This is a genomic window from uncultured Microbulbifer sp., assembly GCF_947504145.1.
Taxonomy (GTDB): domain Bacteria; phylum Pseudomonadota; class Gammaproteobacteria; order Pseudomonadales; family Cellvibrionaceae; genus Microbulbifer.
Genome location: NZ_CANNGQ010000001.1, coordinates 1237932 through 1254593 on the forward strand (window position 1 = coordinate 1237932; position 16662 = coordinate 1254593).

At 57.9% G+C, this 16662-nt stretch carries 15 protein-coding genes; 6 read left to right on the forward strand and 9 right to left on the reverse strand.

The features are described from left to right. Nucleotides 1-3: 3 nt before the first annotated feature. Complete coding sequence (locus Q1A74_RS05540; protein ID WP_299593213.1) at nt 4-1653, reverse strand: SulP family inorganic anion transporter; 1650 nt, start codon at nt 1651-1653, stop codon at nt 4-6. A 95-nt stretch (nt 1654-1748) separates the two neighbouring features. Next, the gene (locus Q1A74_RS05545) at nt 1749-2423 is read right to left on the reverse strand and encodes a carbonic anhydrase (RefSeq protein WP_299593216.1); all 675 of its coding nucleotides are present in this window, start codon (nt 2421-2423) and stop codon (nt 1749-1751) included. 124 nt (nt 2424-2547) lie between these two features. Between Q1A74_RS05545 and Q1A74_RS05550 the strand changes: the two genes are divergently transcribed. Then, nucleotides 2548-3489 carry a hydrogen peroxide-inducible genes activator gene (locus Q1A74_RS05550; RefSeq protein WP_299593219.1) on the forward strand — a complete coding sequence of 314 codons (942 nt, stop codon included), beginning with the start codon at nt 2548-2550 and terminating at the stop codon, nt 3487-3489. Nucleotides 3490-3543: 54 nt separating this feature from the next. Here Q1A74_RS05550 and Q1A74_RS05555 read toward each other — a convergent pair whose 3' ends face one another. Beyond that, nucleotides 3544-4164 carry a tRNA-(ms[2]io[6]A)-hydroxylase gene (locus tag Q1A74_RS05555; RefSeq protein WP_299593222.1) on the reverse strand — a complete coding sequence of 207 codons (621 nt, stop codon included), beginning with the start codon at nt 4162-4164 and terminating at the stop codon, nt 3544-3546. A gap of 186 nt (nt 4165-4350) precedes the next feature. Here Q1A74_RS05555 and Q1A74_RS05560 point away from each other — a divergent pair, with 186 nt between their 5' ends. Further along, complete coding sequence (locus Q1A74_RS05560; protein ID WP_299593225.1) at nt 4351-5277, forward strand: hypothetical protein; 927 nt, start codon at nt 4351-4353, stop codon at nt 5275-5277. A 15-nt stretch (nt 5278-5292) separates the two neighbouring features. On the opposite strand, the gene Q1A74_RS05565 is transcribed toward Q1A74_RS05560, so the two are convergent. The 3 genes from Q1A74_RS05565 to Q1A74_RS05575 form a co-directional block, all read right to left on the reverse strand. After that, nucleotides 5293-5748 carry a hypothetical protein gene (locus Q1A74_RS05565; RefSeq protein WP_299593228.1) on the reverse strand — a complete coding sequence of 152 codons (456 nt, stop codon included), beginning with the start codon at nt 5746-5748 and terminating at the stop codon, nt 5293-5295. Nucleotides 5749-5845: 97 nt separating this feature from the next. After that, nucleotides 5846-6799, reverse strand: a complete 954-nt coding sequence (locus Q1A74_RS05570) for a lipid kinase (RefSeq protein ID WP_299593231.1) — start codon at nt 6797-6799, stop codon at nt 5846-5848. A gap of 76 nt (nt 6800-6875) precedes the next feature. Beyond that, nucleotides 6876-7343: a DUF1289 domain-containing protein gene (locus tag Q1A74_RS05575; protein ID WP_299593234.1), complete on the reverse strand. Its 468-nt coding sequence runs from the start codon at nt 7341-7343 to the stop codon at nt 6876-6878. A gap of 378 nt (nt 7344-7721) precedes the next feature. Between Q1A74_RS05575 and acnB the strand changes: the two genes are divergently transcribed. From acnB to Q1A74_RS05590, 3 genes are all read left to right on the forward strand, one after another. Next, nucleotides 7722-10337 (forward strand): bifunctional aconitate hydratase 2/2-methylisocitrate dehydratase, encoded by a 2616-nt coding sequence (gene acnB / locus Q1A74_RS05580; protein ID WP_299593237.1) that lies wholly within the window; start codon nt 7722-7724, stop codon nt 10335-10337. Between the two features lie 103 nt (nt 10338-10440). Continuing rightward, nucleotides 10441-10872, forward strand: a complete 432-nt coding sequence (locus tag Q1A74_RS05585) for a hypothetical protein (RefSeq protein WP_299593240.1) — start codon at nt 10441-10443, stop codon at nt 10870-10872. 12 nt (nt 10873-10884) lie between these two features. Then, nucleotides 10885-11355, forward strand: coding sequence for a hypothetical protein (locus Q1A74_RS05590; RefSeq protein WP_299593243.1), 471 nt, complete (start codon nt 10885-10887; stop codon nt 11353-11355). 55 nt (nt 11356-11410) lie between these two features. Here Q1A74_RS05590 and Q1A74_RS05595 read toward each other — a convergent pair whose 3' ends face one another. After that, nucleotides 11411-11980 carry a hypothetical protein gene (locus Q1A74_RS05595; RefSeq protein ID WP_299593246.1) on the reverse strand — a complete coding sequence of 190 codons (570 nt, stop codon included), beginning with the start codon at nt 11978-11980 and terminating at the stop codon, nt 11411-11413. Between the two features lie 175 nt (nt 11981-12155). On the opposite strand from Q1A74_RS05595, the gene Q1A74_RS05600 reads away from it, so the two are divergent. Further along, complete coding sequence (locus Q1A74_RS05600; protein ID WP_299593249.1) at nt 12156-13001, forward strand: DUF72 domain-containing protein; 846 nt, start codon at nt 12156-12158, stop codon at nt 12999-13001. A gap of 20 nt (nt 13002-13021) precedes the next feature. On the opposite strand, the gene Q1A74_RS05605 is transcribed toward Q1A74_RS05600, so the two are convergent. Together Q1A74_RS05605 and katG are read right to left on the reverse strand one after the other, a co-directional pair. Then, nucleotides 13022-14179 carry a MipA/OmpV family protein gene (locus tag Q1A74_RS05605; protein WP_299593252.1) on the reverse strand — a complete coding sequence of 386 codons (1158 nt, stop codon included), beginning with the start codon at nt 14177-14179 and terminating at the stop codon, nt 13022-13024. Nucleotides 14180-14304: 125 nt separating this feature from the next. Then, a complete protein-coding gene (gene katG, locus Q1A74_RS05610; RefSeq protein ID WP_299593255.1) occupies nt 14305-16536 on the reverse strand; it encodes a catalase/peroxidase HPI in 2232 nt (743 codons plus the stop codon). Nucleotides 16537-16662: the final 126 nt, after the last annotated feature.

Sequence of the window (16662 nt, forward strand, 5' to 3'; positions counted from 1 at the left end):
CGATCAGCCAGCGGGAGCGGGATGCGCACCGCCGTTCTCACCACGGCCACTTTCCGGCGCGCTCTTCAGGAAGCTTTCCGCCGCCTGCAGAGCCTCACCGAGGGTCTCGTAGCTACCCTGGGCTGGCACACGCCCATTCAAGCCTTCCAGCACCTTTTTGACCTCCGCATTCATGCCCGCCAGGAACAACTGCTTACCGCTGTCCTTCGCGTCTGAAGCGATGGTCTCCACCGCCAGAGCCGCGGACACATCCAGAAAAGGTACCGATGAGAAGTTCAGAATCAGTACCCGGGAGCCGGAACTGCTCTGTTCGCGCACATGGTGGCCGAGGTCTGCAGCTGCACCGAAGCTCAACGGGCCGCTGAATTCAAACAGGGCAATGCGCTCGCGATTGCGTTCGAGAATCGCCTTCTCTTCGTCACTGTCGAGGTGCTCAGGCAGGTTACGCAGGTGCTCGATCTGCAGGCTGGCCACCTGCTTTACGTAGGCCAGCGCGGCCAGAACTACACCAACACCAACCGCGGTAATCAGGTCGACGAATACCGTCAGGCCCAGTACCAGCACCATCAGCAGCAGGTCCCAACGAGGCCCCTGGTGCGCACGCTTGAGGTATTTCCAGTCGATAATGTCCATACCCACTTTCACCAGGATACCGGCCAGCACCGCCTGCGGGATATTCTCCGCGAGGGGGCCGAGCCCCAGGGCAACGGCCAGCAGTACCATCGCGTGCACCATGCCGGAGATACGGGTCTGACCACCGGAGCGAATATTGACCACGGTACGCATGGTGGCGCCAGCGCCAGCAATACCGCCGATGAAACCGGCTGCCGTGTTACCGATACCCTGACCAATCAGCTCTTTATTACTGTGGTGACGGGTGCGGGTCATGTTGTCGGACACCAGCGAGGTGAGCAGGCTGTCCAGCGAGCCGAGGATCGCCAGGATAATCGCCGCTTCAATCACCAGCGTCATGTTCTCGCCACCGAGTACTGGCATGTGCAATTCCGGCAGTCCCGTCGGAATGGTGCCGAGGATCGGAACATCCAGCGCGAAGAACGCAATCACAGTACCGACCACCAGAGCCGCCAGCGGGCTGGGCACATAGCGCCCCCACTTGGCCGGCCACAGATAGACCATTGCCAGAGTACCAATACCCAGCAGCAGGTTAATCGGGTGAATATCCGACAGCGCTTCCGGGATATTACCCAATGCCCCCAGGGTGCCGCTCGGAGACGCGTGCCCAAGCAGTGGGTTCAACTGCAGGATGATGATGATGACCCCGATACCGGTCATAAAACCGGAAATCACCGGGTATGGCACCAGGCGGATATAGTGCCCTATGCCGAAAATACCAAAGGCGACCTGCAACAGGCCGGCGAGAATAACCGCAGTGAAAATCAGCGAGGCATCGCCAGACAGGCTGGCGAAGAGACCGGCCAGCACCACCACCATCGGCCCGGTAGGACCTGAGATCTGCGGCCCGGTACCACCGAAGAGCGCAGCAAAAAAGCCCACCGCAATGGCGCCGTACATACCGGCCATGGGGCCAAGCCCAGAGGCCACACCCAGCGCCAGCGCGAGGGGCAGCGCAACCACGCCGGCAGTCACGCCACCGGTGATGTCACCGCGCAAATTAGATAAATCAAACTTCATGAACTGAAACCTTTTGTACTTCTCATACTTCCGTGAACACGCAATACGCCCCGATCAATTCTCGGGGCACTCACTAAACGCTTTTCACAGGCAAATCAGCTACCGCAGGCCTCTCCGGTAACTGCCGCAGGCAGCTCGCCGAACTTCGCGCGGTAGGCTTCGTCCATGGGTGTGAACTCACGTGTTTCTTCGTCGAGGCAGAGCACCTCACCGCTGCCGATGTTGTACACCCAGCCGTGCAGGGTAATACGACCACTGGCGAGGCCCGCAGCAACCGAGGGGTGGGTGCGCAGGTGTTGCATCTGCTGGATCACATTCTCTCCGGTCACTTCGTCGAGATGATCTTTGCACAGGCTGCCGTGACGATCGCGAACTACCTCGGTGGCGGAACGGCAGTGGCCCAACCACTCCTTAACGTGCGGCAGGCTATCGAGGTTTTCCGGATGGATAGCGCCCTTCATTGCGCCGCAGTCGGTGTGACCGCAAACCACAATGTGGGATATGCCGAGTGCTGCCACGGCAAATTCGATGGAAGCGGTCATGCCGCCAGTCTGGCTACTGTGGGGTGGAACCACGTTGCCGGCGTTGCGGCAGATGAAAAGTTCACCGGGCTCGGTCTGTGTGACCAGGTTCGGATCGATGCGGGAATCCGCGCAAGTGATGAATAGAACTTCGGGGCTCTGCCCGTCTGCCAACTCAGAAAAACGGGCCTGCTTGGTGGGGAAAACTTCCTTCTGAAACTTCGCCACACCGGAAATCACATGTTCCATGAATACTCCTTACTGATGAACAAGACTGGGCAATCAGGTTGGAAAGCATTATTTTGTGATAGCTTAATAAGTTAAAACACTAATTGCTGATAACATAACGTTAACTAAAAATTGTGGAACGCACGTGCCAACCTCGAGAAAAACACCGAGTTTCAAGCAGCTGGAATACTTTGTGACCATCGCGTCACACTCCAGTTTCCGCCGCGCTTCCGAAGAGCTGGGGGTCAGCCAACCGGCGCTCACCACGCAGATTCGAACGCTGGAAAGTACCCTTGGGCTCACCCTGTTCGAGCGCTCCCGGGCGGGCACCCTGCTCACCCCCGAAGGCCGGGAACTGCTGGTCCAGGCGCGCCAGCTCATACTCGGAATCCGCGAATTCGGCGAGCATGCGGAGCTGATTTCCCAAGGCCACCAGAGCACCTACAAACTGGGGGTTCCTCCCACATTGGGCCCCTACCTTCTTCCCAATGTCCTGCCCGCCCTGCACGCCCGCCATCAAAAACTGAAACTCTACGTGCGTGAGGCACCGCCGAGGCAACTGCAAAAAGCACTCATGGAGGGCACCTACGATCTCGCCATCGTGCCCCTACCGGTCACGCGCGATGAACTCGCGGTCGAACCGTTGTTTACGGAACCGCTGAAATTCGTCGTGCCCGCGGACCACCGCCTGGCAGGAAAGGCTCAGGTCACATCGTCTCAGCTGCGCGGCGAGCAGGTTCTGACTCTCGAAGGCCAACACCACTTTCACCATCAGGTGCAGGAAATATGCCAGCTTGTAGGAGCGCACTTACAAAGGGATTACGAGGGCACCAGCCTGGACACACTGCGCCAGATGGTGGTGATGGGATTGGGCGTGGCATTTTTACCTGGACTGTACGTCCACTCCGAAATGCACGACCCGGAAGCCCTGCATGTCAGCGAAATCAAATCAAAACCGATTCGTCGCCAGCACGGACTGGTGTGGCGCGCGAGCGCGCCAGCCAGGGGGTTTTACCGCGGATTAGCCGCTGATTTGCGGGAAATCATCGAAGAGCGCTTGGGGGATGTGGTCACGGTAGATCGCTAACCCGGCCGATTGCCAGGCGGGCCGGATTCTAGCCCCGGCCCAGGTATAAATGGCTCAGGCTGTGCCCGGTACGCCACTGTGAAAACGGAAGTCACCGTCTCCGCTCTGCACCAATCCCCGTTCAACTTCCAACAATGCCTGGACGCGCGGGCCGATATCCTCATCGGCCGCCTTCTGTGCCAGAGCCAGGTAATCGCGAAAATGGCGCGCTTCGGACTTCAGGAGTGACAGGTAGAATTTCTGCAGCTCATCGTCCAGATGCGGCGCAATACGGGCGAACCGTTCGCAAGAGCGCGCCTCGATAATCGCGCCGCAAATCAGTGTATCCACCAGACGGCCCGGCTCTACCTTGCGAACCTGATCCCTCAGGCCCGCGGCATAGCGCGACGCACTGATATGCGGGTACTGGATGCCGCGCTTTTTCATGATCGCGATAACCTGCTCAAAATGCCGCAACTCTTCCCGTGCCAGGCGTGACATTTTGTTCAGCAACTCGAAATTGTCGAGGTAACGAAACATCAGATTCAACGCCGTTCCCGCCGCTTTCTTTTCACAATTGGCATGGTCCACCAGCATCAGTTCCGGCTCGGCCAGTGCCGCCTGCACCCAGGCGTCGGGGGTCTCGCACAGCAGAAACTCGTGAATGGCGGAGAGGTCGGGCACTTCGTAACTCATATCAAGACCGGCGCATAAGTGAATGGACGGGTGTAAATCCGGTGGCGCAGTATAACGCCCCTCCCCCGCTCTTGTTTAACCGATTCAGCCAGGGGTGGGTAAGAATGGAGCCCGCCATATTTGATAACGACTTATTAAGTGGATTATATTTACCACCCAAGTGCATAAATACCCGAGGCCATGCCGGTGACCAAACCCAGCCCAAACAAGCTAGCCCTGAAACTGCCCGCCTCACTTAGCGCTCTGCACCAAGAAGCCGCACAACTGGCCGAAATACTGGCACAACAGGAAAACGCCACGCGGCCCTGGCAGCACTATCTACTACAGCCGACCTTTGCCCAGTTTGCCGCCGAGCAACTGGGGCACCCCTTCGATACGCCTTTCCGGCTTGCTGCCGCACTGCTGGCGCGCCTCGATTACGAGGAAGAGCCCGGGCACAGCGACGCGCGCAACACCCTGCAAATTCCCGGATTACTGGCTGTGCCACCGCAAGCCATCACGCAGGCCCAGGCACTAAATAAAGCCAAAGCTGAGTTTCAGAATCTGACCACTGAAATCAAGGCTGCACTGGCGCCCCGCCCTACACTGGAACGGGACCGGCAACTGAGGGAAATGCTCGCCGACGCAGGCTACCCACGAGCCCACCTGCGGCAGTGCTATCGACAGGTATTGCTGTGCCCGGAGAAACCGGATGCACTCACGCTGAGTTGGATCAAGGCGCGAAAATCCATTCGCAAGGTCACCGTGGACTGGTGCGAGCGTAAACTGGTCCAGCTGGACGCTCAGGGGCAGGACACCGGCATCCAGTATCAACGACAGTTACTAGCCGACCTGCCCGGGAGCCGGCACCAGAGCCTGCGCCAGGTGCAGATACAGAGCCGGCCCAATCTACAGGTCGCCGAGATATTCCGGAATGACGAGGAAGAGCAATATCGACAGGTGGGCTATTCGGCCATGCCTGTGTTGGTACACGGCGGCAAAGATCGGTTATTGCCGGACTTTACCCGGGTAGATCACAACCCGCCGACCAGCCAACGCAGGACCCGCCGGGACCTGAAGATCGAAAAGACGCCTTTTCTCGCAGCACTCAGGGTGCACCTAGTGTCGGAATGACGACGAAGCACCCATTTAACCGGAAACAATTTCATCCAGGATTCTGCGGGCACGCTCAGCGCTGTCTGCGCAGGCGCCGCGCAAAGACTCGTGATCGCTACCGCTCAATACTGCGGCGTCTTCCTGAACCACCGTCTGCAACTGCCGCTCCATTTGCTGACAGTGCTCTATCATCGCCGCCGCACCATTTTCATCGAACAAGCCTGATAGCTGGCTGACCAGCTCATCCTGCAGTTGTCGGGCGGCCTCCAGGTCACGGTCCGGCTCCGCCGGCAAGTCCCCGGTCTTTCGGATCGCCTCCGCCAACTGGCCCGCCAGCTGATCACGCTCTTCGGCCAGCTCATCACAGCGCTTGGCGCCCTCCCCTCGGGCGCAGTGCTCAACCACAAAACGGTAGTGCGCTGCACTCTCCCGAATCACTTTATGCAAGGCCTGCAGGGCAGCCTGGGTATCGGTGCGCAACAAACTCATGAATGGACTCCTTACCTGAAATTGAGGGAGAGCAGGGGCGAGGCCGACTGAACCATATAGATCAAATTGCAGCTCGAATAGTAGCTAACGTCGAGCGCTACTCACTGTCTGCTTTGGCTTCATCGGCATCCTGAAGCGCCGCGGCAGGCTGCTCTGGCACCACCACCGTCAATACATCCGCGCACACCGAAATGGTTACCGGCGTCTGCCCCACGGGCTCTCCATCCGCGTGTACCGCCATCGCGGAAGGACGCGTATCGATACGCATCTTCCTTCCCGAGGCAGAAAATACCCGTGCGGAAACCCTGTGCTGCCCCAGACGAAGCATTGGAGCCAACGTCAGCAACTCCATCACCCCCTGTGGTTTAACACTGTACATATGCAGGAGGCCATCGTTGATTGCGGCCGCCTCATCAATCACATTCCCACCGCCATAAAAGCGGCCACTGCCCACCGCCAACTGGATGGACCGGAAATGATGCCGCTTGCCATCCACATCAAGATCTACGCGAAACTGGTGCCGATGGGTCAATGCTTCGCTGACCGCCTTGAGGTAACTGAACACGCCCCAACGTCGTTTAAGCTCCGGGGTCAGCGCTTCGGTTACCCGTACACCCAGCCCCAAATTGGCGACATTAAAGAAATATTGGCCGTTGATTTCCGCGAGGTCGATGGTTGCGGTATGGCCGGAAAGAATGGCAGAAAACGCCTGTTCCAGCGTCAGAATGCCCAGGGAGCGCGCCAGGTCATTAGCCGTTCCCAGAGGGAGCACCGCAAAAGGGAGCTTACAGTCCTTCAGGACACCCGCGCAGGCGGAGATAGTACCGTCACCACCACCCAGTGCGACCAGGTCTACTCGGTCGCATTGTTCACGAATGGTTCGCTCAGCGTGGTCAGGGCTCTCGGTTTCGATGACCTCTACACTGCAACCCGCGCGCCGTAATGCCTCGATACCGCGGGTGACTTCCGCCTCGCCCTCACCGCCACTACGGCTGGATGGATTGAGCAACAGAAGGACGTTCTTACCTGAGAAGGCACATTGCAGGGTCAAGAGCGAAACTCCATTTCATATCGCAGCCGGTTACCCACCGCCCGCGGAACAATTCAGCCAACGGCCGAAAGTCGAATCAACCGGCCTGACTCGCGAGTCCCGGCGCCACAAAGCGCTGATAATAGGCCAATGACAGCGCGTAAAAATCTTCATCTATACGCCGCCGCAGCTCGACCAGGGATACACCGCGCGCCATCGGCGTGGGCAACAGGCCATAGGCGGCCGGCTCCCCGATTTGGCTGGCACCAGCGCGAAGCAATTCAAACACCCAGCAATAGGGATTCTGATCTTCGTTAAAACGGATCTGCTGATGGCGCATCTGTGACAGCAGCAGGTTTTGATCGACGATCTCCAGCTGACTTCGCACGGCATTTGCAAGATAACCGTCACGGCGCTCCGCTATGATACGGCGCTGCTCTTCGGAATAGGCGTTCCAGTCGATCACTTCGTGGGCAAAGCGCTTGCAGCCCCGGCAGACGTCGTCACCGATTCCCGTAGAACAGACCCCGATACAGGGCGTGCGCACTTTTTTATAGATTGCCATGCGGCGGGAATACCTCATCTTCTGCCCGAACATCTTCCCGCGGGCCGAAATAAAACAGTGTGAAAGTAAGCGGCACAGAATAGCATTTTTGATGGCGGGTTTCGTCCATTCACCTTATGGATATTGGGGGCGACAAATGCGATTGATTCTCAGGATCAAAGCGGGAATTTATCGACCTTTATTCACGAAATGAATGACCACAATTCGCGTAAGTTATTGATTTTTCAACGAACTTAACAGCACCAAGCGATTAATGTAGAATTCGCCACCCGCTTCCAGCGGCCATCGATGTAAATCGGAGTCTGGTTGACGAAAAATCCCATCCGGATTCCAGGAAAGCTGTTGGTTCCACCCCATACACCAAAGAGGGAATTATCCGTGCTTGAAGCCTATCGCAAACACGTCGCCGAGCGCGCCGAACAAGATATCCCACCCAAGCCCCTGAACGCCGAACAGGTTGCCGGGCTGGTTGAACTGCTGAAAAGCCCACCCGCCGGTGAAGAGCAGGAACTGCTGGACCTGATCACCAACCGCGTACCGCCGGGTGTGGACGAGGCCGCCTACGTTAAAGCCGGTTTCCTCACCGCCATCGTCAAGGGCGAGGCCGAGTCCCCGCTGATCGATAAAGAACACGCCACCAAACTGCTGGGCATGATGCTCGGCGGCTACAACATCGCCACCCTGGTAGACCTGCTGGACGACAAAGACCTGGCAGAACTCGCCGGTGAGCAGCTGAAAGGCACCCTGCTGATGTTCGACGCCTTCCACGACGTGGAAGAGAAAGCCAAAGCAGGCAACGAAGTGGCCAAGGCCGTAATCCAGTCCTGGGCCGACGGCGAATGGTTCACCAAGCGCAACAAGGTTGCCGAGAGCATCAAGGTTGCCGTATTCAAGGTGACCGGCGAAACCAATACCGACGACCTGTCTCCGGCTCCGGATGCCTGGTCCCGCCCGGACATCCCCCTGCACGCGCGCGCCATGTACAAAATGACCCGCGACGGCCTCACGCCTGAAGAACACGGCGTAACCGGCCCGATGAAGCAGGTTGCCGAGGTACAGGAAAAAGGCTACCCGGTTGCCTTCGTGGGCGACGTTGTGGGTACCGGCTCTTCCCGTAAGTCCGCCACCAACTCCGTACTGTGGTTCTTCGGTGACGACCTGCCGGGCGTACCGAACAAGAAAGGCGGTGGTATCTGTATCGGCGGTAAAGTAGCCCCGATCTTCTACAACACCATGGAAGACGCCGGTGCACTGGTCTTCGAAGCGCCGGTTGACGACCTCAACATGGGCGACATCATCGAGATCCGCCCCTACGAAGGTAAAATCCTCGCCGAAGACGGCAAGGTTCTGTCCGAGTTTGAACTGAAGTCTGACGTACTGCTGGACGAAGTGCAGGCTGGTGGCCGTATCAACCTGATCGTTGGCCGCGGTCTGACCACCAAGGCCCGCGAATCTCTGGGCCTGCCGGCGTCTGACCTGTTCCGCCTGCCGGAGCAGCCGAACGACACTGGCAAGGGTTTCACCCTGGCACAGAAAATGGTCGGTAAAGCCTGCGGTATCGACGGCGTTCGCCCCGGCACCTACTGCGAGCCGAAGATGACCACCGTCGGTTCCCAGGACACCACGGGCCCGATGACCCGCGACGAACTGAAAGACCTGGCGTGTCTCGGCTTCCAGGCCGACCTCACCATGCAGTCTTTCTGTCACACCGCGGCTTACCCCAAGCCCGTTGATATCGACACCCAGCACACCCTGCCGGACTTCATCATGAACCGCGGCGGCGTTTCCCTGCGTCCGGGCGACGGCATCATTCACAGCTGGCTGAACCGCATGCTGCTGCCGGACACCGTCGGTACCGGTGGTGATTCCCACACCCGCTTCCCCATGGGCATCTCCTTCCCGGCCGGTTCCGGTCTGGTTGCCTTTGCCGCGGCCACCGGCGTAATGCCGCTGGATATGCCGGAATCCGTACTGGTGCGCTTCAAAGGCGAAATGCAGCCGGGCATCACCCTGCGCGACCTGGTACACGCCATTCCTTACTACGCGATCCAGGAAGGCCTGCTGACCGTCGAGAAGAAAGGCAAGAAGAACATCTTCTCCGGCCGCATCCTCGAGATCGAAGGTCTGGACGCTCTGACCGTAGAGCAGGCGTTCGAACTGTCCGACGCCTCCGCCGAGCGCTCCGCCGCTGGCTGTACCATCAAGCTGCCGGAAGACTCCATCTCCGAGTACCTGCGTTCCAACATCACCCTGCTGCGCTGGATGATTGCGGAAGGCTACGGCGACAAGCGCACCCTGGAGCGTCGCGCACGCGCCATGGAAGCCTGGCTGGAAAAACCGGAACTGATGAGCGCCGACGCCGACGCGGAGTACGCGGCCGTGATCGAAATCGATCTGGCAGAAGTGAAAGAGCCCATCGTGTGCTGCCCGAACGACCCGGACGACGCCAAGCTGCTGTCTGACGTGGCCGGCGACAAGGTAGACGAAGTGTTCATCGGCTCCTGCATGACCAACATCGGTCACTTCCGCGCCGCAGGTAAACTGCTGCAGCAACATAAAGGTGGTATCTCCACCCGCATGTGGATCTCGCCGCCTACCAAGATGGACGAGCACCAGCTGATGGAAGAAGGCTACTACAACATCTACGGCGCAGCCGGTGCACGCACCGAAATGCCCGGATGCTCCCTGTGCATGGGTAACCAGGCACGTGTAGCCCCGAACAGCACCGTACTGTCCACCTCCACCCGTAACTTCCCGAACCGCCTCGGCGACGGTGCCAACGTGTACCTGACCTCCGCGGAACTGGCCTCTGTAGGCGCCATCCTGGGCAAACTGCCGACCCCGGCGGAATACCAGGAATACGCCCAGAACCTGAACTCCATGTCTGCGGAAATCTACCGCTACCTGAACTTCGACCAGATTGAAGACTTCCAGAAGTCTGCCGAAGAAGGTAAGCGCATTGCCGCGACCGAGATTCAGGATGTTGCGGTTTAAGGTTTTCACCTAAATCGTGAGCTGAAGCTCTACAGAAAGCCTCGCTTGTAAAAGCGGGGCTTTTTTTTCGCTGCTGACAAACCTTTGACGGAGAAGAGCGACTATGAAATTGAACTGGGAAATCAGTAAAGAGTCTGGGCCGACGGATGCTGCAGAGGGGAAGGATCGCGAACAAATCATTCATCGTTCGATGATCAATTGCGCATCGGAGCAGGAGGTGCAGAGTGCCATCGATGCCAGTATTGCGAAGGCCTGTGAACTTCTGGAGCGCTCCGTTCAGGACGATTCAAGGTATCTGCTGTTCGGCTGGGCGGCCGACACGTCAACGCTAACCGTTGTCGTCACCGACGACGACAAAGTGCGGGACTCCGAAGATGTGGTGCTGTGTCGTTTCGTCACGAACGATCTGCAGCTCGATACCGAAGATATTCAATTCTGGATCAAAGACTACCTGACAACCTGCTCCGAATTTTTACGTTATTCGCTGATTGCGGCATTTCATCAAAACACCAGAGCAACCTGCACACTACTTTGATCGGGAACGCCAATGCCTACGTTCAATTACCTGGGTACTGACACCCCATCACTGGTGCTCTACCTTCCCCATCGCCCACAGGGCCTGGATCAACTGGTAAACACGCCCGATGCCGGGCTATTGATGGAGAACAATTCCAACCACTGGCGTAAAATTGTGACGCTTCTGGCCAAGGTAGCCAGCCCGGATGAGGATTGGCGCCGCTTTCGCGACGGCGCCTTGTTTCAGCATACCGCGTTGTGCTTTGCCGAAGCACTGGTGGATCGGAGTACATGGCACTGGATTGGTGGGAAAGAAAATATACAGCGTTTCGATCTCGATGGCCTGAACGCGCCACCGCTGCCAGAAGCCCCTGACATAGCCATCGACTGTAAAAAACGGATACTTCTGACGCCCTACCCCGACTACCGTCAGATCAGCAATACAAAGGTAAGCCAGATACGCGCGGCGCTGGATAAAGAGGGCTTCTATACACCGGTTTAGGGGCCATTTTCAGCAACAGCCCCTGAGATAGTCGGGCATTAACAGCAATGCTGAATCAACGACGGGAGAGCGTCGATCCGCGGGCATCCAGCCCTGCGAGAATACGCTTCATTTCATCCGCTTCTTCCTGCACCTTCTTCGCTTTCGCGGCAGCAATACGCGCTTTTTCCGCTTCAATACCTTCCTTGATTGCGCGCTCTTTGGCGGCACTGCCGGTGCGGCCGGTCGCAAGCTTTTCTTTTACTGGCTTTGCGGTCTTGGGTTTCGCGGATGCGCCGGACGTGGCCTTGACACGACTCGCTCGTGGCTTCGGCTTGGGCGCCAGGGCGGACTGGGTAGTGCCGGGCTTTACAGTCTTGATGCCAACGAGGCTTTTGGCGTTGAGCGAGTCCAGCGCCTCGTCCACCATCTCCAGCAGCTCGATGCGGTCTTCAGCAACGGCAAACAGGCTTGGGGTAAAGGAGGATGCACCGAATTTCTTTAGCTCGTCAAAAAAGGGGTGATCGATGCCCAACGGAAGCGCAGCCTGGATCTGCTGAAAGCGGTCCTCCGGGGTAATCCCTTCGCGCGCGGTGCCCACCCATACTTGATCCGTATCTTCATTGGTCAGGGTAAATACGATCATAGAATCTCAGTCAACCTCTTCAAGCTCAAACGCACAGGTCAAATGTGACGCGAACATGCACAATTATGACCTGCCAAAAGGCCGCGCATTCTAATGATATAAAAGTAAAAGTGCAGACTTGACTTGTAGATCGACCTCATTACATTTGCGCGAGAATATTTATCACTGCGAAACCATGAATCTCCCCTATTTCCTCGGCTGCCCCCAATGGCAACACCCCGCGTGGAATGCCCGCTTGCCCGCGGGCTCGGCGCCTCTCGAACGCTACAGTCAGGTGTTGAACTGCGTGGAAGGGAATACGACGTTCTACGCCACCCCGAGTCAGGCGCAATGTGCACAGTGGCGGAGTCAGGTTTCCGATGATTTTCGCTTCTTGCTGAAATTCCCGCGCAGTATCAGCCACGACCATTTGCTGGCGCCACCGGAAAAGGACGTACGGGACTTTTTTGAAATTGTTTCGCCGCTATACGATGTACTGGGCCCATTTCTACTGCAGCTGCCGGCAAATTTCGGGCCTCAGCACCTCAGTAACCTGTGGCGCTTTATCGATGAATTGCCACCGCCGCTGACCTGTACGGTGGAAGTCCGCCACCCTGCGTTTTTTCACAAAGGCGATGCAGAGCGCACGCTGAACCGCGGGCTGCGGGAGCGCAAATGTGCCCGAGTATGCCTGGACAGCCGCGGTCTGTTTGCGGCAAAAGCGGAGTCTCCGTCGATGATCGACGCCCAGCGCAAGAAACCCAATGTACCGGTGCACCTGCTGCCGGTGGATGCGCCACCGGTAATTCGCTATATCGGCCACCCTGACCTGGAGAGCAACCGGGAATATCTAACGCCCTGGGTCGAGCGCGTGGCGCAGTGGATCGAGCAGGGACAACGGCCGTTTATGTTTATCCATATGCCGGACAATGGGGACGCACTGAATCTGGTCACCCTCTGGAGCGAACTGCTGCACGCCCGCCTACCGCAAGCACCCGTGCTGAACTTCAACGCAAAACAGCCCCAGATGGGGCTGTTTTAACAGCATCGCAGGCCAAACAGTCAGAACGTATAGGTCAACGCGGCAAAGCCCTTGAGCACATAATCGTCGCCCACAATGGGGCTATCCGATATATCATCGCCGAGATACTCGGCATTGACATCCAACACCAGCCGCCAGTGCTCGGTTATTTCCAGCATACCGCCAATACCCGCTTCCACGGTTACGGTACTGCCCACATCGTAAACGGGGCGGCCGGGCAAAGCGGCCCAGGCTGGCACGCCAAAATCATAGTTGGCAAGATCGCTACTCAACCAGTTCACCCCAATGGACGGCGCCCAGCTGACAGTGCCGGTCTGAAACCCTCTGGAAAGCCGCAGTTCGGCGGTGCCACCGCCGAAACGGTCGAGTACGTCGTGTTGATAGCGAAAATCCACATCGATTCTGTGTGGGCCGTCGTAGACCAACCCGACCCCGGCCATCAGTGTGCCATCCCGGTCACCCAACCCCACAAGAGCCGGGCTGTCGTTTTCCTCGTAAGCGCCAACCCGATAGGTAGCATTGACCGCGAAGCGGAACGTATCGCTGCCCCAGAGACCATAACGCAAGCTGGGGCCGACCCACTGCAGGCGCTCGCCGAAATAGGTAATAGCGGGAATCACCTGAGTCACTGTGGAGTCTGAACCCACATACGGGCTACTGCGGCCAATCACCCCGAGACCCACACCCCACTGGCCCGACTCACCAAGAACCTGATACAGCTCGACCGAGACAGATTTGGTTTCTGTCTCCGCCAGCGGGAAACTCGCGCGCTGGAAGCTGGGTGGACCTTTTGGGCGGTACCCGTTGGACAGGCCGATTGGCTCTTTGGGAATACCGATAAACGTGCGATCAAGCGCACGATTATTGTTGTGATCGGCGTAGACAAGCAATGCCACGGCGCCAGAGGGTAAACCCGTGAGCTGGTAGACGCCCTCCGAGTTGACTGGTTGCACAACTTCCCGGATTGGGTTGCGAAAATCGCCGAACGCATCCGGGTCGTCATAGACCTGAAAAACCAGGGCGCCCTCGGTCGGTGGGTTCAGCACGCGCACTTGCAGCTCTGCCGCCGAGACGCCGCTCACTTGCAACATGGCCAGAGCGATTGCCACAAAACTCAAGATGGCCAGATTTGGTACTTTTTTAGGTACTGTTTTTGGTACTTGGTGCAGGACAGACATCGAGTCTCCGTTTCCCCGGGAATTTCTCAGTATGGTACGCAAATTTCAGTGGCTGGATCACTGCTGGCGCTAAAAAAAAGGCGCCCCTCAGGGCGCCCATTGGATTCAATAAAGAGCCGAAAGCGTTAACGCCCAAGGTTCATCACCTTGTGCCAGGCGTTGGCAAAATCATCGACGAATTTCTGCTTGGCATCGTCGGCCGAATAGAACTCCGCCACGGCGCGCAACTCCGCGTTAGAGCCAAAAATCAGATCCACCGGTGTGGCGGACCATTTGACCTTACCTGTGTTGCGGTCTTTACCCTCATACAGGTTTTCACCGGACTTGCTCCACACCGTGGACATATCCACCAGGTTGACGAAGAAGTCGTTACTGAGGGAGCCGGGCTTGTCGGTAAACACGCCATTGGCGGACTTGTCGCTGTTGGTATTCATGGTACGCATACCACCGACCAGCACCGCCATTTCCGGCACCGTCAGATCCAGCATACTGGCCTTGTCGACCATGGCTTCCGCTGGCGACAGCACATTGCCTTTGCCGTAGTAATTGCGGAAGGCATCTGCGCGGGGCTCCAGCCAGCCGAAAGACTCCACATCCGTCTGCTCGGCGGTGGCATCATTGCGACCGGGCTTGAACGGTACGGTTACGCTGTAGCCGGCCTTTTTCGCCGCTTCTTCCACGCCCGCATTCCCCGCCAGGACCACGGTATCGGCGAAAGAAACTTTCTTACCACCGCCCAGAGAGCCGTTGAAATCCTCCTGGATACTCGCCAGTTTGGAGAGCACCTTGGACAATTCCGCCGGCGTATTTACCGGCCAATCTTTCTGTGGTGCCAACTGAATTCGCCCACCATTCGTGCCGCCGCGCGCATCAGAATCACGATACGAGGCGGCGGCCGCCCAGGCGGTGCGCACCAGCTCCGGTACCGTCAGGCCCGATGCCAGGATTTTCTTCTTGAGACTGGCCGCGTCACTTTCGCTGATCAGGGTGTAATCCACCGCGGGAATTGGATCCTGCCAGAGCAGATCTTCCTTGGGGACTTCCGGGCCCAGGTAGCGGGATTTCGGCCCAAGATCCCGGTGCAGCAGTTTGAACCAGGCCTTGGCGAAGGCTTTTTGCAGTTCATCGGGGTTTTCCAGGAACCGCTGGGAGATTTTTTTGTATTCCGGATCCATCTTCAGCGACAGATCCGTGGTGAACATGATCGGTGCGTGGCGCTTGGACTTGTCGTGGGCGTCTGGCACCAGGTTGGCCGCCTGCCCGTCTTTGGGAATCCACTGGGTGGCGCCCGCCGGGCTTTTGGTTTTTACCCATTCGAACTTGAACAGGTTCTCCAGGTACTGATTGCTCCACTGAATGGGATTTACCGACCAGGCGCCTTCAAGGCCACTGGTGAAGGCATCCACACCCTTGCCGGAACCACATTTGTTTTGCCAGCCAAAACCCTGCTCCTCGAGACCTGCAGCGGCGGGCTCCTTGCCCACACAATCGTGTTTGACCGCACCATGGGCTTTGCCGAAGGTGTGACCGCCGGCAATCAGTGCCACCGTCTCTTCGTCATTCATGGCCATCCGCCCGAAGGTTTCGCGGATGTCTTTTGCCGCAGCGATCGGATCCGGGTTGCCATTGGGACCTTCCGGGTTGACGTAAATCAGTCCCATCTGCACTGCGGCCAATGGTTTCTCCAGCTGCCGATCACCCTTGTAGCGTTTGTCGTCCAGCCATTTGGTTTCCGGGCCCCAATACACCAGGTCCGCTTCCCAGTCGTCCTCGCGTCCGCCGGCAAAGCCGTAGGTTTCAAAGCCCATGGATTCCATGGCCACATTACCGGTGAGCGCCATCAGGTCCGCCCAGCTGATCTTGTTGCCGTACTTCTGTTTGATGGGCAATAACAGACGGCGGGCTTTATCCAGGCTCACATTGTCCGGCCAGCTGTTCAGAGGCTCAAAGCGCTGCTGACCACCGCCGGCACCCCCACGGCCATCCACGACGCGATAGGTGCCCGAGGCATGCCACGACATGCGGATCATCAACGGGCCGTAATGACCGTAGTCCGCCGGCCACCAGTCCTGGGAGGTGGTGAGGGCTTTTTCGATATCCTTTTTCAGGGCGTTGTAATCGAGGCTGTTGAATGCCTTGGCGTAATCGAAGTCCTCACCCAGCGGATTGGAGGACGGGCCATTGGCGCGCAGTACCGAGAGATCCAGCTCATCGGGCCACCAGAAGCTATTGGGTTTGGGCTCACCTGCGGGCACCGCCGGCATTGGCTTTTCTTGTGCCCAAATTGGCAAGCTGGCAGAAAGTGTCGCCACCGTCATTGCAATGGCCGTGCATAATGGAATCGCGTTTTTGAACATGTCAGTGCCTCCGGAAAATAGGTCGCAGATTCGCTCTGGGTTTTTCTATTCTTGGATTTCGCTGGTCTTGAATATAGGCACTAACATTGCGACTGACGGTGCAACAAAGGTCATCTCGCGCCAACA